At 68.6% G+C, this 17,944-nt stretch carries 18 protein-coding genes, 1 tRNA gene, 1 pseudogene and 1 riboswitch; of the genes and pseudogenes, 12 read left to right on the forward strand and 8 right to left on the reverse strand.

Annotated features, from left to right (window positions below):
- Window positions 1-49 precede the first annotated feature (49 nt).
- The 3 genes from ACGFZA_RS30870 (at window position 50) to ACGFZA_RS30880 (ending at window position 2,426) form a co-directional block, all read left to right on the forward strand.
- Window positions 50-328 carry a MoaD/ThiS family protein gene (locus tag ACGFZA_RS30870; RefSeq protein WP_326736416.1) on the forward strand — a complete coding sequence of 93 codons (279 nt, stop codon included), beginning with the start codon at window positions 50-52 and terminating at the stop codon, window positions 326-328.
- Complete coding sequence (locus ACGFZA_RS30875) at window positions 328-1,278, forward strand: PLP-dependent cysteine synthase family protein (protein WP_385278539.1); 951 nt, start codon at window positions 328-330, stop codon at window positions 1,276-1,278. The genes ACGFZA_RS30870 and ACGFZA_RS30875 overlap by 1 nt, the downstream gene beginning before the upstream one ends.
- A 395-nt stretch (window positions 1,279-1,673) precedes the next feature.
- Window positions 1,674-2,426, forward strand: a complete 753-nt coding sequence (locus ACGFZA_RS30880; protein ID WP_393683404.1) for an MBL fold metallo-hydrolase — start codon at window positions 1,674-1,676, stop codon at window positions 2,424-2,426.
- A 79-nt stretch (window positions 2,427-2,505) separates the two neighbouring features.
- Here ACGFZA_RS30880 and ACGFZA_RS30885 read toward each other — a convergent pair whose 3' ends face one another.
- Both ACGFZA_RS30885 and ACGFZA_RS30890 read right to left on the reverse strand, forming a co-directional pair.
- On the reverse strand, window positions 2,506-3,756 hold the full coding sequence (locus ACGFZA_RS30885) for a PTS transporter subunit EIIC (protein ID WP_385278535.1): 1,251 nt from the start codon (window positions 3,754-3,756) through the stop codon (window positions 2,506-2,508).
- 272 nt (window positions 3,757-4,028) lie between these two features.
- Entirely contained in the window at window positions 4,029-5,339 is a 1,311-nt protein-coding gene (locus ACGFZA_RS30890) for a PTS transporter subunit EIIC (protein WP_385278533.1), read from the reverse strand.
- Window positions 5,340-5,561: 222 nt separating this feature from the next.
- Between ACGFZA_RS30890 and ACGFZA_RS30895 the strand changes: the two genes are divergently transcribed.
- On the forward strand, window positions 5,562-5,795 hold the full coding sequence (locus tag ACGFZA_RS30895; RefSeq protein WP_018517946.1) for a glucose PTS transporter subunit EIIB: 234 nt from the start codon (window positions 5,562-5,564) through the stop codon (window positions 5,793-5,795).
- A 96-nt stretch (window positions 5,796-5,891) separates the two neighbouring features.
- On the opposite strand, the gene ACGFZA_RS30900 is transcribed toward ACGFZA_RS30895, so the two are convergent.
- Complete coding sequence (locus ACGFZA_RS30900; RefSeq protein ID WP_393683407.1) at window positions 5,892-7,595, reverse strand: SpoIIE family protein phosphatase; 1,704 nt, start codon at window positions 7,593-7,595, stop codon at window positions 5,892-5,894.
- 125 nt (window positions 7,596-7,720) lie between these two features.
- On the opposite strand from ACGFZA_RS30900, the gene rph reads away from it, so the two are divergent.
- The 3 genes from rph (at window position 7,721) to rdgB (ending at window position 9,591) form a co-directional block, all read left to right on the forward strand.
- A complete protein-coding gene (rph, locus tag ACGFZA_RS30905) occupies window positions 7,721-8,458 on the forward strand; it encodes a ribonuclease PH (protein ID WP_385278531.1) in 738 nt (245 codons plus the stop codon).
- Between the two features lie 111 nt (window positions 8,459-8,569).
- Entirely contained in the window at window positions 8,570-8,956 is a 387-nt protein-coding gene (locus ACGFZA_RS30910; RefSeq protein WP_385278529.1) for a hypothetical protein, read from the forward strand.
- Window positions 8,957-8,988: 32 nt separating this feature from the next.
- A complete protein-coding gene (rdgB, locus tag ACGFZA_RS30915; protein WP_393683410.1) occupies window positions 8,989-9,591 on the forward strand; it encodes an RdgB/HAM1 family non-canonical purine NTP pyrophosphatase in 603 nt (200 codons plus the stop codon).
- Between the two features lie 38 nt (window positions 9,592-9,629).
- Here rdgB and ACGFZA_RS30920 read toward each other — a convergent pair.
- From ACGFZA_RS30920 to bcp, 4 genes and pseudogenes are all read right to left on the reverse strand, one after another.
- Window positions 9,630-9,716 (reverse strand) — tRNA-Leu (locus tag ACGFZA_RS30920).
- Window positions 9,717-9,763: 47 nt separating this feature from the next.
- Window positions 9,764-9,961: pseudogene (locus tag ACGFZA_RS30925) on the reverse strand (HNH endonuclease); the annotation flags it as partial.
- A 217-nt stretch (window positions 9,962-10,178) separates the two neighbouring features.
- Window positions 10,179-11,675: a glycine betaine/L-proline transporter ProP gene (gene proP / locus ACGFZA_RS30930; RefSeq protein WP_385278525.1), complete on the reverse strand. Its 1,497-nt coding sequence runs from the start codon at window positions 11,673-11,675 to the stop codon at window positions 10,179-10,181.
- Window positions 11,676-11,827: 152 nt separating this feature from the next.
- Window positions 11,828-12,295 (reverse strand): thioredoxin-dependent thiol peroxidase, encoded by a 468-nt coding sequence (gene bcp / locus ACGFZA_RS30935; RefSeq protein WP_393683412.1) that lies wholly within the window; start codon window positions 12,293-12,295, stop codon window positions 11,828-11,830.
- Between the two features lie 127 nt (window positions 12,296-12,422).
- On the opposite strand from bcp, the gene ACGFZA_RS30940 reads away from it, so the two are divergent.
- The 3 genes from ACGFZA_RS30940 to ACGFZA_RS30950 all read left to right on the forward strand — a co-directional run bounded on the left by ACGFZA_RS30940 (window position 12,423) and on the right by ACGFZA_RS30950 (window position 13,634).
- Window positions 12,423-12,743: a DUF3618 domain-containing protein gene (locus ACGFZA_RS30940; protein ID WP_385278521.1), complete on the forward strand. Its 321-nt coding sequence runs from the start codon at window positions 12,423-12,425 to the stop codon at window positions 12,741-12,743.
- A gap of 45 nt (window positions 12,744-12,788) precedes the next feature.
- Window positions 12,789-13,127, forward strand: a complete 339-nt coding sequence (locus ACGFZA_RS30945; RefSeq protein ID WP_266779271.1) for a co-chaperone GroES — start codon at window positions 12,789-12,791, stop codon at window positions 13,125-13,127.
- Between the two features lie 81 nt (window positions 13,128-13,208).
- Window positions 13,209-13,274: riboswitch (guanidine-III (ykkC-III) riboswitch) on the forward strand.
- Window positions 13,275-13,313: 39 nt separating this feature from the next.
- Window positions 13,314-13,634, forward strand: a complete 321-nt coding sequence (locus ACGFZA_RS30950) for a DMT family transporter (RefSeq protein WP_385278519.1) — start codon at window positions 13,314-13,316, stop codon at window positions 13,632-13,634.
- Window positions 13,635-13,665: 31 nt separating this feature from the next.
- Here ACGFZA_RS30950 and ACGFZA_RS30955 read toward each other — a convergent pair whose 3' ends face one another.
- Complete coding sequence (locus ACGFZA_RS30955) at window positions 13,666-16,104, reverse strand: transglycosylase domain-containing protein (RefSeq protein WP_393683415.1); 2,439 nt, start codon at window positions 16,102-16,104, stop codon at window positions 13,666-13,668.
- 175 nt (window positions 16,105-16,279) lie between these two features.
- Between ACGFZA_RS30955 and ACGFZA_RS30960 the strand changes: the two genes are divergently transcribed.
- The gene (locus ACGFZA_RS30960; protein WP_393683770.1) at window positions 16,280-17,080 is read left to right on the forward strand and encodes an ABC transporter permease; all 801 of its coding nucleotides are present in this window, start codon (window positions 16,280-16,282) and stop codon (window positions 17,078-17,080) included.
- On the forward strand, window positions 17,073-17,942 hold the full coding sequence (locus ACGFZA_RS30965) for an ABC transporter permease (RefSeq protein ID WP_393683417.1): 870 nt from the start codon (window positions 17,073-17,075) through the stop codon (window positions 17,940-17,942). The genes ACGFZA_RS30960 and ACGFZA_RS30965 overlap by 8 nt, the downstream gene beginning before the upstream one ends.
- Window positions 17,943-17,944 lie beyond the last annotated feature (2 nt).

Below are 17,944 nucleotides of genomic sequence, written 5' to 3' on the forward strand. Positions count from 1 at the left end.
CGCGCCCCACGCCCACCGCCACCACTCCGCTTCGACAGGAGCCCACGCCATGGCCATCGAGGTCCGCATCCCGACCATCCTCCGCACCTACACCGACGGCGCCAAGGCCGTCGAAGGCAACGGGGACACCCTCGCCGACCTCTTCACGGACCTGGAAAGCCGCCACACCGGCATCCGTGAGCGCATCGTCGACGGCGAGCAGCTCCGCCGCTTCGTGAACGTCTACCTCAACGACGAGGACGTCCGCTTCCTCGACGGCATCTCCACCAAGCTCAGCGACGGCGACAACATCACCATCCTCCCGGCCGTCGCCGGCGGCATGAACTGATGCGCTATGACAGCCCGCTCGCCGCGGTGGGCAACACCCCGCTCGTCCGCCTGCCGCGGCTGTCACCGGCGGACGACGTCCGCATCTGGGCCAAGCTGGAGGACCGCAACCCCACCGGCTCGATCAAGGACCGCCCCGCGCTCCACATGGTCGAGCAGGCCGAGAAGGACGGCCGGCTCACCCCCGGCTGCACCATCCTCGAACCCACCAGCGGCAACACCGGCATCTCCCTCGCCATGGCGGCCAAGCTCAAGGGCTACCGCATCGTCTGCGTGATGCCGGAGAACACCTCCCAGGAGCGGCGCGACCTGCTCGCCATGTGGGGCGCCGAGATCATCTCCTCCCCGGCGGCGGGCGGCTCCAACACCGCCGTCCGCGTCGCCAAGGAGCTCGCGGCCGAGCACCCCGACTGGGTGATGCTCTACCAGTACGGCAACCCCGACAACGCGGGCGCCCACTACGCCACCACCGGCCCCGAGATCCTGGCCGACCTCCCCTCGATCACCCACTTCGTCGCCGGCCTGGGCACCACCGGCACCCTCATGGGGGTCGGCCGCTACCTGCGCGAACACGTCGACGGCATCAAGATCGTCGCCGCCGAACCGCGCTACGACGACCTCGTCTACGGCCTGCGCAACCTCGACGAGGGCTTCGTCCCCGAGCTCTACGACGCCTCCGTCCTCACCACCCGCTTCTCCGTCGGCTCCGCCGACGCCGTCACCCGCACCCGCGAACTCCTCCAGCAGGAGGGCATCTTCGCGGGCGTCTCCACCGGCGCCGCCCTCCACGCGGCGATCGGCGTCGGCAACAAGGCGGTCAAGGCGGGCGAGAGCGCCGACATCGTCTTCGTCGTCGCGGACGGCGGCTGGAAGTACCTGTCGACGGGCGTCTACACCGCCCCCACGACAGAAGCGGCCATCGAAACACTCCAGGGCCAGCTCTGGGCGTAGCCGCCCCGCGCTTTGACCTCCCGGACGCCGGGGGGCCCGGACCACACGGTTCCGGGCCCCCCGGCGTCCGTCGTTTCGCGGGGGCGCTGCCCCCACACCCCCACTGCGGAGCCCCGAACACCCAGCCCCTCCGGCGCTTGAGGAGCGGGGCCCGGGGCGGAGCCCCGGTTACGGGAAGGGGCGGGGGAGGGGAACAAGCCCGCCGCAGGCGCACCCGCCCGAGCGCACCCCCGCACGGGGCCCGGTGTCCATCGAACCGGTGACAGCACAGGTGAGTTCCCCCACAACGGCACACTCCGAAGGAGCGACCACCTCTTTCGCGCCTTACGCTCAACAAACCGCTCAACAAACCGCACGAACCCTCCCCGTTCCCACGTCTCGGAGGTTCACGCTCCATGAAGCTCACCGTCGTCGGCTGCTCCGGCTCGTTCCCGTCCGCGGGATCGGCATGCTCGAGCTACCTCGTAGAGGCCGACGGCTTCAGGCTGCTCCTCGACATGGGCAACGGCGCCCTCGGCGAGCTGCAGCGCCACGTCGGTCTCTACGACCTCGACGCCATCTTCCTCAGCCACCTCCATGCCGATCACTGCATCGACATGTGCGCGTACTTCGTCGTCCGCTACTACCCGCACGACGGCGGACGTCCGGCCCGCATCCCGGTCTACGGCCCCGACGGCACGGAGCAGCGGCTCACCACCGCGCACGCCGACACCCCGTCCGACCACGCGATGAGCGAGGTCTTCGACTTCCACACCCTGAAGCCCGGCTCGTTCGAGATCGGCCCCTTCTCGGTCCGTACGGAGAAGCTCTGCCACCCCGTCGACACGTTCGGCATCCGCATCGAGCACGGCGGCAGCTCGCTCACGTACTCCGGCGACACCGGCACCTGCGAGGCCCTGGACGAGCTGGCGCAGGGCGCCGACCTCTTCCTCTGCGAGGCGTCGTTCGTCCACGGCAAGGAGGACATCCCGGACCTCCACCTCAACGGCCGCGAGGCGGGCGAGCTCGCCGCCCGCGCGGAGGTGGGCCGCCTGGTCCTCACCCACATCCCGCCGTGGACCGACGCCGACCGCAACCTCTCCGACGCCCGCGAGGTCTTCGACGGCCCGACGGAGCTGGCCGTTCCGGGCGCGATGTACGAGATCTAGTCAGCGCCCCACGCACGACGAAGCCCTCACCTTCCGCCGGGAAGGTGAGGGCTTCGAGCTGTCGTGCTGCCGACCGGGCTTACGCCTTGGTCAGGTCCTCGACCTCTTCCTCGGGCTCGCGGCCCGGGGTGGTGAGGTTGAACTTGGTGATCGCGAAGCGGAAGAGCACGTAGTAGATCGCTCCGAAGACCAGGCCGATCGGGATGATCAGCCACGGCTTGGTCGCCAGGTTCCAGTTCAGCGCGTAGTCGATGAAGCCGGCCGAGAACGTGAACCCGGCGTGCACGCCGAGCGCCCAGGTGACGGCCATCGAGAGCGCGGTCAGGACCGCGTGGATCGCGTAGAGCAGCGGCGCGATGAACATGAACGAGAACTCGATCGGCTCGGTCACACCGGTGACGAACGAGGTCAGCGCGAGGGAGATCATCATGCCCATCACGGCCTTGCGGCGCTCGGGGCGAGCGGCGTGGGCGATGGCGATGGCCGCGGCCGGGAGGCCGAACATCATGATCGGGAAGAAGCCCGACATGAACTGACCCGAGGTCGGGTCGCCGGCGAAGAAGCGGTTCAGGTCACCGTGCACGACGGCGCCCGTGGCGTCGGTGAAGTCACCCAGCTGGAACCACGAGACCGTGTTGACGAACTGGTGCATGCCGACGGGCAGCAGAGCGCGGTTGATCAGGCCGAAGAGTCCGGCACCGAAGGAACCGAGGCCGGTCATCCACTCGCCGAAGTTGGATATGCCCTCACCGATGGGCTCCCAGACCAGGCCGAAGAAGACACCGAAGATCACACCGACGAAGGCCATGATGATCGGGACCAGACGGCGGCCGTTGAAGAAGCCGAGCCAGTCGACCAGCTTGGTGCGGTGGAACTTCTGCCACAGGACCGCCGTGACCAGACCCATCAGGATGCCGCCGAGGACACCGGGGTTGTTGTACGTCGCAGCCGTGTCCGCGCCCTTCTGGATCACCGCTTCGGTGACCGGGAAGGCCTTGAGGACGTTGCTGTAGACCAGGAAGCCGACGAGTGCGGCAAGCGCCGTGGAGCCGTCCGACTTCTTGGCGAACCCGATCGCGACACCGATGCAGAAGAGCATCGGAAGGTTGTCGAAGACCGCGCCGCCCGCCGTGGCGAACACGGAGGCGACCTTGTGCCAGCCGAGACCGTCGTCACCGAAGACGTCGGGCTGGCCGAGACGGAGCAGGATGCCCGCGGCCGGCAGCACGGCGATCGGCAGCTGGAGGCTGCGCCCTACCTTCTGCAGGCCCTGGAACACGCCGGAGCCCCGCTTCTTCGCGGGGGCCGCCGTAGCGGTGGCCGTACTCATCAACTTCCTCCAGTAGGCAAGGCGCCGCCAGGGACAGGGTGTTTTGGGTGGGCGACGACTCGAGAAACGCGACGCACAGGCGTCGCGTGGTCTGGACCACTGAGTGGTGTAGACCAGTTGTAGCACGGTGAGGGTTAGATAAGGAACCTGCAATTTCCGACTACTTCGCAGTAGCCATGACGCACGCACAGTGACATGCCGAAGGCCCCCGGACCGGAGGTCCGAGGGCCTTGACCGACCACGGCGTAAGCCCTGGTCAGAGGGTGGAACGGCTACTTCGTGAGGTCCTTCTCGATCTCCTCCTCCACCTCGTCGGGCTCACGGCCCGGCGTCTGGAGGTTGAACTTGGTGATCGCGAACCGGAAGATCACGTAATACACGACGGCGAACGCCAGCCCGACCGGGATGATCAACCAGGGTTTCGTCGCCAGACTCCAGTTGATGACGTAGTCGATCAGACCCGCCGAGAAGCTGAAGCCGTCCTTCACCCCGAACGCCCACGTCACCGCCATCGACACACCCGTGAGCACCGCGTGGATCGCGTACAGCAGAGGCGCGACGAAGAGGAACGAGTACTCGATCGGCTCCGTGATTCCCGTCACGAACGACGTCAGGCCGACCGAGACCATCATGCCGCCGACCGCCTTGCGGCGATGCGGCTTCGCACAGTGGTAGATCGCCAGCGCGGCCGCCGGCAGAGCGAACATCATGATCGGGAAGAACCCCGTCGTGAACTGACCGGCCGTCGGGTCACCCGCCAGGAACCGGTTGATGTCACCGTGCACCATCGTCCCGTCCGGCTTCGTGTAGTCACCGAACTGGAACCAGACGAACGTGTTGAGGAACTGGTGCAGCCCGATCACGAGCAACGCGCGGTTGGCCACACCGAAGATGCCCGAACCCGCCCAGTCCAGGTCCACCAGCCACTTCGAGAAGCTCGTCAGACCATCACCGATCGGCTGCCACAGCCACGCGCACAACGCCGCGAAGAGCAGACCGACGAAGGCCATGATGATCGGGACGAGGCGGCGGCCGTTGAAGAACCCCAGCCAGTCCACCAGCTTCACCCGGTGGTACCGCTGCCAGAACCACGCCGACATCAGGCCCATCACGATGCCGCCGAAGACCCCCGGGTTCTGGTACTCGGCCGCCGTCACCTGCGCGTCGTCCGTGACACACGTACCGAACCAGGTGCCACCCGACACGAACGTCGAACCGCTGTCGCAGTCCACCGGGAACGCGTGCAGCACCGCGTAGTAGACGAGGAAGCCCGTCACCGCGGCCAGCGCCGTCGACCCGTCCGACTTCTTCGCCATGCCGATCGCGACACCCACGCAGAACAGCAGGGGAAGGCCGAGGCCCGAGTCCAGCAGCGCACCACCGGCGGCCGCGAACACCTTGGCGAGGTTGTTCCAGCCGAGCCCGTCGTCACCGAACACGTCCGGCTGGCCGAGCCGGTTCAGAATGCCTGCCGCCGGAAGGACGGCGATCGGGAGCTGAAGACTGCGCCCCATCTTCTGGAGGCCTTGGAAGAGGGTGTTCCACCATCTCTTCTGTGGGATCGCTGCGCTGCTCGAGCTCATCGGCGTCCTCCCGGAACAGGTCACGTTTGGCGGGTGTTGCAGACTGGTGTAGACCAGTTGCGGTACGGTGCGGAGCCCGCCCGGAAGACAGGGCGCCAGTGATCGTCATCTTTGGTGATGAATCGGCTACCCGCTCGCGAAGTTGGGCCAACCGTGAGTTACCGTGACGAAACGGACCCAGGGTGGGCCGTCGGATGTACGTGAAGAACCAGGGAGAAGGCCATGGCCAGCAAGGCTGAGAAGATCGTCGCCGGGCTCGGCGGAATCGAGAACATCGAAGAGGTCGAAGGCTGCATCACCCGCCTCCGCACCGAGGTCATCGACCCGAGCAAGGTCGACGAAGCCGCGCTCAAGGCCGCCGGCGCCCACGGCGTCGTCAAGATGGGCACCGCGATCCAGGTCGTCATCGGCACCGACGCCGACCCCATCGCCGCCGACATCGAAGACATGATGTGACCCACCGCTGAACCCGACCGGGCCAACCCCCGGCCGCGCCGCAGGCCCCGCCCACCCGGACGGGGCCTGCGGCGCACCCCGGGGCCGACGCCCCGTTCAGCGCACCCGCACCGCCAGGATCGCCACATCGTCCGACGTCTCACCGTCGTCCAGGCACGCCTCCACCAGGTACGCGCACAGATCACCCACATCGGAGGGCGCCGCCAGCGCCGCCGCACGCAGACGCTCCAGCCCCACCCCCAACTCCTCCCCGCGCCGCTCCACCAGGCCATCCGTGTACAGCACCAGCAACGCCCCCTCCGGCAGCTCGAACTCGTCCGCCTCCGCATCCCACTCATCCACCACGCCCAGCGGCACCCCTTGCCCCGCACGCAGGAACCGCGCCCCCGAATGGTCCACCAGCAACGGCGGACAATGACCGGCCGACGCCACCACCGCCCGCCGCTCCAGCGGATCCACCGTCATGTACAGCACGGTCGCCAGTTCCGTCAGCGCCATGTCCTGACTCAACGCGTTCAGATCCGACAGCACCGCCACCGGATCCTCACCCTCCACCAGCGCATAACTGCGCAACGCCGTCCGCAACTGCCCCATCGCCGTCGCCGCGCGCAACCCCTTGCCCATCACGTCACCCAGCGCAAGCCCCGCCTTCCCGCCCGGCAGCGCCATCACGTCGTACCAGTCACCCCCCGCCTGCATCCCCCGTGCCCCCGGCAGGCTGCACGCCGCGACCTGTACCCCCGCGATCTCGGGCAGCTCCTGCGCCAGCATCGACTGCTGAAGCGTCCCCGCGATCCTGCGCTCACGCTCGTACAGCAGATTGTTCTCGACCATCTGCCCCGCGAACCGGCAGTACGTCCCCACCAGCTGCCGCTGCCGCAGCGTCGGCCGCCCGGGCTCCCGCCACGCCCACGCCACCACACCCAGCCGCCGGCCCGACGTGGTGCTCAGCGCCAGCGCGTACACCCGGCGGAACCCCGCCGCACGCCCCAGCTCACGCACGCGCGGCGAGCACGACGGATCGGTCTCCACGTCCTCCACGATCAGCGCACCCCCCGCCGCCTCCGCCTCGTCGACCAGGAAGCGCCCCGGCGGCAACGCCTCCACCGCCTCACGCACCAACCGGACATCCGCCGGCATCCCGTACAGCGCACGCGTCCGCATCGAACAGTCCTCGTCCCGCAGCCGCGCCACCCCCATGTCCGCCCGCAACAGCCGCGCGCCTTCACCCAGGACCTGGTGCAACGTCCCGTCCACGCTGTCGTGATCCGTGAGCCGCTCCGTCAGGCCGTGCACCCACGTCGCATCCTCCAGCTGCTCGGCCAGCCTGCGGTTCACCTCGTCCAGATCATCGGCCGACCGCCGCTGCTGCGAGACGTCATGGACGAATGCGACGGCCAGCGGCAGCTCACCCGGCCCGGAGTCCAGCGGCACCGCACTGATGTCCAGCCACAGCGCCCGCGCACCCTCCGGCATGTACCGCACCTCGGCCCGCGCCGGACGACGCAGACCCAGCGCCACCCCGAGCGGCGACTCCGCGAACCGCAACGGCTCGCCGTTGCGGTCACTGAACGACGTGGCCGCCCGGGCCAGCCCGCCCGGCTCCGTAGGCACCGGCGCCCCGAACAACTCCGCCAGCCGCCCGTTCGCGAACACCGTCGTCGCACCCCGCTCGGCGGAAGCGATGACGATCCCATGCGGCGCACCCTCCAGAACCTGGACGGACGCGAGACGGTCCGCCAGGGGCAGACGCGGTGCCGCAAGCTGCGGCCGGATTGTCTGACTCGAAGGGAGGGGCATCAGGTACTTCCTGTGAGGAGACTTAGACACTAAAAGCTTAAGCGGCATCACAGTAAAGAGGGAAAGGCTGAACGTCCCGGGCAGCGGGCCGAAAGTCCCACCACCCGCCGGATAGGCTTCCGCCCATGTCTCGTATCGACGGCCGCACCCCCGACCAGCTCCGCCCCGTCACCATCGAACGCGGATGGAGCAAGCACGCCGAAGGATCCGTACTCATCTCCTTCGGCGACACCAAAGTCTTCTGCACCGCCTCCGTCACCGAAGGCGTTCCCCGCTGGCGCAAGGGCAGCGGCGAAGGCTGGGTCACCGCCGAATACTCCATGCTGCCCCGCTCCACCAACACCCGCGGCGACCGCGAATCCGTACGCGGCAAGATCGGCGGCCGCACCCACGAGATCAGTCGCCTCATCGGCCGGTCCCTGCGCGCCGTGATCGACTACAAGGCCCTCGGCGAGAACACCGTCGTCCTCGACTGCGACGTCCTCCAGGCCGACGGCGGCACCCGCACCGCCGCCATCACCGGCGCCTACGTCGCCCTCGCCGACGCCATCACCTGGGCCCAGGGCAAGAAGATCATCAAGCACGGCCGCAAGCCGCTCACCGGCACCGTCTCCGCCATCAGCGTCGGCATCGTCGACGGCACCCCCCTCCTCGACCTCTGCTACGAAGAGGACGTCCGCGCCGAAACCGACATGAACGTCGTCTGCACCGGCGACGGCCGCTTCGTCGAGGTCCAGGGCACCGCCGAGGCCGAGCCCTTCGATCGCAAGGAACTGAACGCCCTCCTCGACCTCGCCACCGCAGGCTGCGTCGACCTCACCCGGTTCCAGAACGACGCCCTCGCCCGCACCCTCGGCGAGTAGATCCAGGTAAAGAAGCAACCAAGAAGCCCCCGCACGGCGTCGATACGCATACGGGCGCACGGGTCGAACCGTGCGCCCGTCCACGTGTCCGCACCAGGGGAGGGACCCACCATGGCCACGCGCCACCGCCGCACCGCACTGGCCGTCACCGCCACACTGTTCGCCGTCACCGCCGCAGCAGGCTGCGGCGCCCTCGACAAGACCCTCGACTGCGTCCGCACCGCCGACGCCATCGCCACCAGCGTCGACAACCTCCAGCAGGCCGTCGCCAACGCCTCCAGCGACCCCACCCAGGCCTCCGAATCACTCGACCAGATCGAGAAGGAACTCGGAGACCTCGGCGACACGACGGACGACGCCGACCTCGGCAAGGCCGTCGACGACCTCCAGGCCGGCATCGGCAACGTCCGCGACTCCATCGACAAGGGCGACGCCACCCCCGACATCACCCCCGTCACCGACGCGGCCGCGGAGATCGGCAAGGTCTGCACCCCGTAACGACCTCACCCCGGCGCGGCGATAATCGACCCATGACCCGCCTCATCCTCGCCACCCGCAACGCCGGGAAGATCACCGAACTCCACGCGATCCTCGCCGACGCAGGCCTCACCTACGAACTCGTCGGCGCGGACGCGTACCCGGAGATCCCGGACGTCAAGGAAACCGGCGTCACCTTCGCCGAGAACGCCCTCCTCAAGGCCCACGCCCTGGCCCGGGCCACCGGCCACCCCGCCATCGCCGACGACTCCGGCCTCTGCGTCGACGTCCTCGGCGGCGCCCCCGGCATCTTCTCGGCCCGCTGGTCCGGCACCCACGGCAACGACCAGGCCAACCTCGACCTGCTCCTGGCCCAGCTCTCCGACATCGACGCCCCGCACCGCGCGGCCCACTTCGCCTGCGCGGCCGCCCTCGCCCTCCCCGACGGCACGGAACGCGTGGTCGAGGGCCGCCTCCTCGGCACCCTGCGCCACGTCCCCGCCGGTGCTCACGGCTTCGGCTACGACCCGATCCTCCAGCCGGAGGGCGAGACCCGCACATGCGCGGAACTGACCCCGGCGGAGAAGAACGCGATCAGCCACCGGGGGAAGGCGTTCCGGGCGCTGGTCCCGGTGGTGCGGGAGCTGGTGGGGTGAACGACGCGGTGGGCCGCCCCGAGGGGCGGCCCACCATGTGGTGCGGCCGGTGGGATTCGAACCCACACGGGATTTCTCCCACGGCGTTCTAAGCGCCGGTCGTCTGCCAGTTCCGACACGGCCGCCCGCTGCGTGCCATCGTATCTGTCCGGCAACCGGGCAGTGAAGGACCCTAGGCGCCGCTGCGCCGGGCGCCACCCCGGCACCAGGTCTTCGTGATGGCATGACAGTTGGGGCAGAGCAACCGCAAGTTTTCAGCCCTGTCGTCGCCCCAGTCACCACTGATGTGATCGACCTCCAGGGTCATGGGCTGCCCGTGCCAAACAGCTTCGGTTCCGCACTCGGCGCACTGCTCGGCCACCCCCATCTGGACAGTGTTCTAGATGACAAGGCGGCTTGTTCGAGACGCTCGCGCGTGTAGGGGCTCGTCGGCATGATCTCTCCGTATCCGGCCGCCCGTTCGCGACCTCGTACGGAGTAGCGGACCGTTTATCGGAGAGTCACGTCCGATATCCGACAAGATGCAGAATGACCCGCCCCGCTTCGGCGGCAACCGAAGTGGGGCGGGTCATTCCGTGCGGGACAGGTCAGAACTTCGGGTCCGGGGTCTGGGACGCGACCAGTTCCTCCGCCTCCGCGCTCGTCTCCACCGACGGGGGCGAGCCGGCCAGCGGCTTGTTCGCGGTCTCCTTCATGCAGGCCACCGCGATCACGCCGACCAGTGCCGCCGCCATCGCGTAGTACGCCGGCATCAGGTTGCTGCCCGACCAGCTGATCAGGGCCGTGATGACCAGCGGGGTCGTACCGCCGAAGATCGACGCCGACAGGTTGTAGCCCACCGACAGGGACCCGTAGCGGACGTTCGTCGGGAACAGGGCCGGGAGCGCCGCGGACATCGTGCCGAGCATGCAGACCAGGGAGAGGCCCAGCATCAGCATGCCGATGGTGATGGCCCAGATGTCGCCCTCACGGATCAGGAGGAAGGCGGGGAGGGAGAGGATCAGGAAGCCGAGCATGCCGGTCATGAGGAGCGGCTTGCGGCCGAAGCGGTCGGAGAGCTTGCCGACCTGGCTGATGATCGCCATCAGGAACACCATGACCGCGAGAAGGATCAGCAGGCCGTGGGTCTCGCTGTAGCCGAGTTCGTCGGAGAGGTACGTCGGCATGTACGACAGCAGCATGTAGTCGGTGATGTTGTACGCGCCGACGAGGCAGATGCAGAGGACCAGCGTCGGCCAGTAGTCGCGGAAGATCTTGGCGAGGTCGCCCTTGGCGGTGGTCTCGACGCCGTCCGCCGCCTCGGTGGCGTGTGCGGTGCCGCCCTCCAGCTTCTGGAAGGCCGGGGTCTCGTCCAGGCGCAGTCGCAGGTAGAGGCCGACGAGGCCGAGGGGTCCGGCGACGAGGAAGGGGATGCGCCAGCCCCAGGCTTCCATCTGGGTGTCGTTGAGGAGGGCGTAGAGCGCCGTGACGAGGCCGGCGGCTCCGACGTATCCGGCGAGGGTGCCGAATTCGAGGAAGCTGCCGAAGTAGCCGCGTCGCTTGTCGGGGGCGTACTCCGCGATGAACGTGGAGGCGCCGCCGTATTCGCCGCCGGTGGAGAAGCCCTGGAGCATCCGGAAGACGATGAGGAGGATGGGGGCCCCGACGCCGATGGTGTCGTGGGAGGGGATGACGCCGATGGCGAAGGTGCCGACCGCCATGAGGATCATGGTGAGGGCGAGGACCTTCTTGCGGCCGATCTTGTCGCCCATGGGGCCGAAGAACATGCCGCCCAGCGGTCGTACGAGGAAGGCGACGGCGAAGGTGGCGAAAGAGGAGAGGAGCTGGGTTGTGTCGTTCCCGGACGGGAAGAAGACATGGCCCAGGGTGGCGGCGAGGTAGGAGTAGATGCCGAAGTCGAACCACTCCATGGCGTTACCGAGCGAGGCCGCCTTGACTGCGCGCTTGACCGCCTGGTCGTCCGTGATGGTGATGTCCGTCCGGCGCAGCTTGGGGTTCTGGCGCTTTCGGATGGCACGGAAGAGGGCGGGGTGGCGTTTGACCGCTTCGGGGTCGGCCGCCTGATGGGGGTCGGAGGCCGCCATGGCCGGGTCCTTTCCTCGGTGGGTGTTCCAGGAAAGGCTTCTGCGCGGTCATGGCGGTTGCAAACCGATTCGCCCGTGGATTGGGATGTCCATCACATGTTTCGGCCGTTCGGCCCAATCCGCGGGGTGTTTCCGACCGGTTTGGTCCCCGGTCAGATACCGAGGTCCTTGATGATCTTGGCGACGTGGCCGGTGGCCCGCACGTTGTAGAAGGCGTGCTCGACCTTGCCGTTCTCGTCGACGACGATCGTGGAGCGGATGACGCCCGTCACCGTTTTGCCGTAGTTCTTCTTCTCGCCGAAGGCGCCGTAGGCCTCCAGGGTCTCCTTGGCGGGGTCGCCGACCAGGGTGACCTTGAGGTTCTCCTCGTCGCGGAACTTCGCGAGCTTCTCCGGCTTGTCGGGGGAGACGCCGATGACGTCGTAGCCGGCGGCGGTCAGGAGGTCGAGGTTGTCGGTGAAGTCGCAGGCCTGCTTGGTGCAGCCGGGGGTGAGGGCGCGCGGGTAGAAGTAGACGATGACCTTGCGGCCCTTGTGGTCGGCGAGCGAGACGTCTTTCCCGTCGGCGTCGGGGAGGGTGAAGGCGGGGGCGGTGTCGCCGGTCTTGAGTCGCTCGCTCATGGTTCTCCTCTTTGGTACGTGGGGTGTACGGGACCGAGAGTAATAGGGGTGCCGCCGGGTGCGGGGGCGGTCGAGCTGACAGACTGTCGATGAAGGTTTACCGGACGAGGACCACGGAGGCGGCGCAGTGTCGGATGCCAGGAGCCCTGCGCAGATCGAGGCGGACATCATCAGCAGGCGCGAGCAGCTCGCGGTGGTGCTGGACGAGATCGGGGTGCGGGTGCACCCGAAGACGATCATCGGTGACGCGAAGGCCAAGGCTGCGGAGGCCGTGGACCGGACGGCGGGGCGGGCGTTCGTCGCGGTGAACCGGACGGTGTCGGACGTGAAGGCGCAGTTCGTGTCGGAGGAGGGTGCGCCGCGTCTGGAGCGGGTGATTCCGGCGGCGTTGCTCGTGGTGGGTGTGGTGGGTCTGCTGACCGTGTCCGGGCGGCGGAAGAAGCGCTGACCCCGAGGGCGCGCGTCGGCCTCGCGGCCAGGTAGGTTGCGGGGCGTGAGCGAGAACACCGACGACAAGTTGCCCATCCGGATGCTGCACGACCGTGTGCTGGTCCGGTCCGATTCGCCTGAGGGTGAGCGGCGTTCCGGCGGCGGGATCCTGATTCCGGCGACGGCCGCGGTCGGGCGCCGGCTGGGTTGGGCTGTGGTGGTCGCGGTGGGGCAGAACGTGCGGACGGTGGAGCCCGGGGACCGGGTGCTGTACGACCCGGAGGACCGTGCCGAGGTCGAGGTGCGGGGCGTGGCGTACGTGCTGATGCGGGAGCGGGATCTGCATGCGGTGGCCGCGGACCGGTTCGAGGGTTCGGTGGATTCGACGGGCCTGTATCTGTAGTCCTGATCTGTGGGCCCGATCTGTGGTCCTGATGGTGGTGTGCAGGGCCTGGTGACCGTTGTCACCAGGCCCTTTGCCTGTTCTTTGCTACGGTGGTGGGACCCCGACGAGACGCGCCGTACCGGGTTTCCGTAAAGACGACGCACCCGTGTTGTTCGCGTGTTCTGTGTTGTCGGAGGTGCTGTCGTGGCGTGGGTTCTGTTGGTGGTCGCGGGTCTGCTGGAAGTGGCCTGGTCGATCGGGATGAAGTACACCGAGGGCTTCACCCGGCTGTGGCCGAGTGTGTTCACCGGGATGGGGATCGTCGCGAGCATGCTGTTGCTGTCGCATGCGGCGCGGACTCTGCCGATCGGTACGGCGTACGGGGTGTGGGTCGGTATCGGTGCGGCGGGTGCGGCGGTGCTGGGCATGGTGGTGCTGCATGAGCCGGTGACCGCCGCGCGGATCTTCTTCGTGTGTCTGCTGCTGGTGGCCGTGGTGGGGCTGAAGGCGACCTCGGGTCACTGATCCCGGGGTAGGGCTTGAAGGCGACCTCGGGTCACTGACGGCCCGGGGTGGCGGCGGGGGCCCGGGTGCCGCGGGCGCCTTCGAGGAAGCCTCCGCCGCCTCCGTTGTCCTGGCCGCCGTTGTCGCCTCCCGCGTTGTTCCCGCCTCCGTTGCCCTCGCCGCCCGTGCCGCCGCCGCTGTTCCCGCCTCCCGTGTTCGTGCCGCCGTTCGTGAGGCCGCCGATGGGGGTGTCGGTGGTGCCGGGGGTGGTCTGCGGGGCGGAGGGGGTGGTGGGCGGGGTGCTGGACGGGGTGGTCGGGGCTGTGCTGGACGGGGTCCGGGAGGGTTGTCCGGTGTCGCCGGGGGCGGTGTCCTCCTGGCTGGGGAGCGCGGTCTCGTCGGTGCCGCTCTCCAGGTCGAGGTGGAAGTTCTCGACGGGGGTGCCGCGCAGGGCGGTCCGGGTGTACTGGGCCCAGGTCTGGGCGGGGGCGCCGCCGCCGTTGATGCGGGGCAGGCCGAGTGCTCCGTAGAGGGGTTTCTGGGCGCCGGTGTCGGGGTCCTGGCCCATGACGGCGATGACCGTGGCGAGGTCGGGGGTGTAGCCGGCGAACCAGGCGGCCTTGTCCTCCTCGGCGGTTCCGGTCTTTCCGGCGGAGGGGCGGCCGGAGCCCTGGGCCGCGGTGCCGGTGCCGCCGTCGACGACGCTCCGGAGGATGGACGTGGTGGTGTCGGCGGCTTCGCGGGTGACGGCCTGTTCGGTGGCGCGGGTGGGGAGTTTGACGCTTTCGCCGTCCTTGGTGACCTTGTCGACGAGGACGTGGTCACCGTGTCTGCCGTGGTTGGCGAGGGTGGCGTAGGCCTCGGTCATGTCGAGGACGCTGGCGGTGGCGGGGCCGAGCGCGATCGAGGGGGAGGCGGTGAGGTCGGGGGTGTCCTTGGGGATGCCGAGGTCGACGGCCGTGGTGCGGACCTTCTCGGGGCCGACGTCCTCGGCCATCTGGGCGTAGACGGCGTTGACGGACTTGTCGGTGGCGGTGCGGACGGTGATGGGGCCGTAGCTGCGGTCGTCCTCGTTGGCCGGGTCGTATCCGGTGGGTCCGTCGGGTCCCTGGACCATGCGTTTGTTGGTGCCGTCGTAGATGGTGCTGGGGGTGATGCGGCGGCCGTCCTGGGTGGTGGAGCGGTTGGCGACGGCGGAGGTGAAGACGAACGGTTTGAAGGTGGAGCCGACCTGGTAGTCGCGGCGGGTGGCGTTGTTGACGTACTGCCGGGTGTAGTCGATGCCGCCGTACATGGCGAGGACGCGGCCGGTGGCGGGGTCGATGGAGGCCCCGCCGACGCGGACGTTGCGGTCGGCCTTGTTCTTCTTGCTGGTCTTGGACATGACGTTGTCGTCGACGGCCTTGACGAGGGAGTCCTGCTTCTTCTTCTCCAGCGTGGTGGTGATGCGGTAGCCGCGGGTGGCGAGGGTCTTCTCGTCGAGGATGTCGTTGCGGACGAGGTAGTCCTCGACGGCCTGGACGATGTAGCCGCGTTGTCCGGAGAGGCTGTTGGCGGGCTTGACGGGGCCGGGCCGCGGGAAGGTGAGGGCGGCGCGCTCGCCGGCGCCGAGCCACTCCTCCTTGACCATGCCGTCGAGCACGTAGTTCCAGCGGGCGAGGACGGCGGCTTCGTTCTCGGGGTGGGTGACGACGTCGTAGGCGCTGGGGGCGTTGAGCAGGGAGGCGAGGTAGGCGCCTTCGGCGGTGGTGATGTCGCCGATGTCCTTGCTGTAGTAGGCCTGGGCGGCGGCCTGGATGCCGTAGGCGTTGCGGCCGAAGTAGCTGGTGTTGAGGTAGCCCTCGAAGATCTGGTCCTTGGATTCTTCGCGGTTGAGCTTGATCGCGATGAAGAATTCCTTGATCTTGCGGACGACGGTCTGTTCCTGGCCCAGGTAGTAGTTCTTGACGTACTGCTGGGTGATGGTGGAGCCGCCCTGTTTGCCCTTGCCGGTGAGGGTGTTCCAGCCGGCCCGGACCATCGCCTTGATGTCGACGGCGCGTTCGGAGTAGAAGTCGCGGTCCTCCGCGGCGAGGACGGCGTGCTGGACGTTGAGGGGAACCTGGGCGAGCTTGACGTTCTCCCGGTTCACGTCGCCGTCGCGGGCGATGACGGTGCCGTCCTTGTAGAGGTAGACGTTGGACTGGGCGGTGGCGCTGGCGTTGGCGGGCGGGATGTCGACGAGTTGGTAGCCGGCGATGAAGCCGCCGATCAGAACCAGGGCGATGAGGAGGAGGCCGCCGAGGACCATGCGCCAGGTGGGGACGGCGCGGCGCCAGCCGGTGCGTTTGGGGCGCTTTGGCTTCTTCTGCTTCTTCTGGTTCTTCGCGCCGGCGGCGTCCGTGGCCGGGGCGCCCTGTCCTGCGGGGGCGGCAGCGTCGGCAGACAGGTCTCTGGGGGTCCAGCCCCGGTCGTCCGGGTCCCCGTTCTGCTGCTGTGGCTCGTCGCTCATGTCGGTGCAGACTCCTCGGCCGCGGTCAGTTCCCCCATAGTGCACTTTCCTGCCGAATAACTACCGGATCGACCTTCGTAAAGCGGTCGCGGCGGTTGCCCCGGCTGGGCTAGGCTCCTGCGCTTTGGTGTCCGCGCGCGGCGGGGCACTCCGATCGTGGGGGCGGGTGGTTGTGGTGCGGCTCTATGCGGTGGTGGCGGCGGGCGGGTTCCGGCGCTACGCCACGTATCGGATCGAGACGTCCGCGGGGGTGTTCACCAACACCGTCTTCGGCTTCATTCTGGCGTACACGTATGCGGCGCTGTGGGACGAGCGTCCGCAGCTCGGCGGATACGACATGTCGCAGGCGCTCACGTATGTGTGGCTGGGCCAGGCGCTTCTGATGACGTGCGTGATGATGGGCGGCGGTTTCGAGAACGAGCTGATCGAGCGGATCCGTACGGGTGATATCGCGGTCGATCTCTACCGGCCTGTTGACCTTCAACTGTGGTGGCTGGCGGGTGACTTGGGTCGGGCGGCGTTTCATCTGCTGGGGCGCGGCATCGTGCCGATGGTCCTCGGTTCGCTCGCGTTCGATCTGGTGATGCCCGCGTCGCCGGGGACCTGGGTGGCGTTCCTGGTCGCGGTGGCGCTGGGTGTCGTGGTGAGTTTCGCGCTCCGCTATCTGGTCGCGCTGTCGGCGTTCTGGCTGATGGACGGGGCGGGGGTGGCGCAGATGTCGTTCCTGGCGGGGATGTTCTTCTCGGGGATGCTGCTGCCGCTGAATCTGTTCCCGGGCCTGCTGGGTGAGGTGGCGCGGGCGCTGCCGTGGTCGGCGCTGCTCCAGGTGCCGGCCGATGTGTTCCTCGGCAAGCACACGGGCTGGGGCCTGGTGCGGGTGTACGCGTTCCAGGCGGGCTGGGCGCTGGTGCTGCTGCTGGCGGGGCGGTTGGTGCAGTCGGTGGCGACGCGGAGGGTGGTGGTCCAGGGTGGCTGAGGTGGTGGACGCGGTCGTGGGGGACGCGCCCGATGCGGTGTTCGTTCCCCGGTCGCGGGTGGTCGAGGGGGTCCGGGCGTACGGGCTGATCGTCGCGATGTGGCTGCGCTCGACGATGGCGTACCGGGCGTCGTTCGTGATGATGGCGCTCGGGAACTTCGCGGCGACGGCGTTCGACTTCGTCACGATCGTGCTGATGTTCTCGCACGTGGACGTGCTGGGCGGCTACTCGCTGCCGGAGATCGCTCTGCTGTACGGGGCGTCGGGTACGGCGTTCGGGCTGGCGGATCTGCTGATGGGGTCGATGGACCGGCTGGGCCAGCGGGTGCGGGACGGCACGCTGGACACGTTGCTGGTGCGGCCGGTCCCGGTGATCGCGCAGGTGGCGGCGGACCGGTTCGCGCTGCGCAGGCTGGGGCGGGTGTCCCAGGGGCTGCTGGTGTTCGGCTATGCGCTGGTGACGCTGGACATCGGGTGGACCGTGGCGAAGGTGGTGCTGGTGCCGCTGATGGTGCTGAGCGGGGCGGCGATCTTCTCGGCGGTGTTCGTGGCCGGCGGGGCGTTCCAGTTCGTCGCGCAGGATGCCTCGCAGGTGCAGAACTCCTTTACGTACGGAGGGGCGACGCTGCTCCAGTACCCGCCGTCGGTCTTCGCGGCGGATCTGGTGCGCGGGGTGACGTTCGTCGTGCCGCTGGCTTTCGTGAACTGGCTGCCGTGCCTGTACGTGCTGGGCCGGGACTATCCGCTGGGGCTGCCGGACTGGGTGGCGTTCCTGCCGCCGCTGGTGGCGGGCGTGTGCTGGGCGGGTGCGGGTCTGGCGTGGCGGGCGGGGCTGCGGGCGTACCGGAGCACGGGAAGCTGACG

The organism is Streptomyces sp. NPDC048211, from assembly GCF_043202315.1.
Taxonomy (GTDB): Bacteria; Actinomycetota; Actinomycetes; order Streptomycetales; family Streptomycetaceae; genus Streptomyces.

Coding starts and splice junctions, on each gene's coding strand:
- ACGFZA_RS30870 (WP_326736416.1), top strand. CDS start 50: ATGGCCATCGAGGTCCGCATCCCGACCATCCTCCGCACCTACACCGAC.
- ACGFZA_RS30875 (WP_385278539.1), top strand. CDS start 328: ATGCGCTATGACAGCCCGCTCGCCGCGGTGGGCAACACCCCGCTCGTC.
- ACGFZA_RS30880 (WP_393683404.1), top strand. CDS start 1,674: ATGAAGCTCACCGTCGTCGGCTGCTCCGGCTCGTTCCCGTCCGCGGGA.
- ACGFZA_RS30885 (WP_385278535.1), bottom strand. CDS start 3,756: ATGAGTACGGCCACCGCTACGGCGGCCCCCGCGAAGAAGCGGGGCTCC.
- ACGFZA_RS30890 (WP_385278533.1), bottom strand. CDS start 5,339: ATGAGCTCGAGCAGCGCAGCGATCCCACAGAAGAGATGGTGGAACACC.
- ACGFZA_RS30895 (WP_018517946.1), top strand. CDS start 5,562: ATGGCCAGCAAGGCTGAGAAGATCGTCGCCGGGCTCGGCGGAATCGAG.
- ACGFZA_RS30900 (WP_393683407.1), bottom strand. CDS start 7,595: ATGCCCCTCCCTTCGAGTCAGACAATCCGGCCGCAGCTTGCGGCACCG.
- rph (WP_385278531.1), top strand. CDS start 7,721: ATGTCTCGTATCGACGGCCGCACCCCCGACCAGCTCCGCCCCGTCACC.
- ACGFZA_RS30910 (WP_385278529.1), top strand. CDS start 8,570: ATGGCCACGCGCCACCGCCGCACCGCACTGGCCGTCACCGCCACACTG.
- rdgB (WP_393683410.1), top strand. CDS start 8,989: ATGACCCGCCTCATCCTCGCCACCCGCAACGCCGGGAAGATCACCGAA.
- proP (WP_385278525.1), bottom strand. CDS start 11,675: ATGGCGGCCTCCGACCCCCATCAGGCGGCCGACCCCGAAGCGGTCAAA.
- bcp (WP_393683412.1), bottom strand. CDS start 12,295: ATGAGCGAGCGACTCAAGACCGGCGACACCGCCCCCGCCTTCACCCTC.
- ACGFZA_RS30955 (WP_393683415.1), bottom strand. CDS start 16,104: ATGAGCGACGAGCCACAGCAGCAGAACGGGGACCCGGACGACCGGGGC.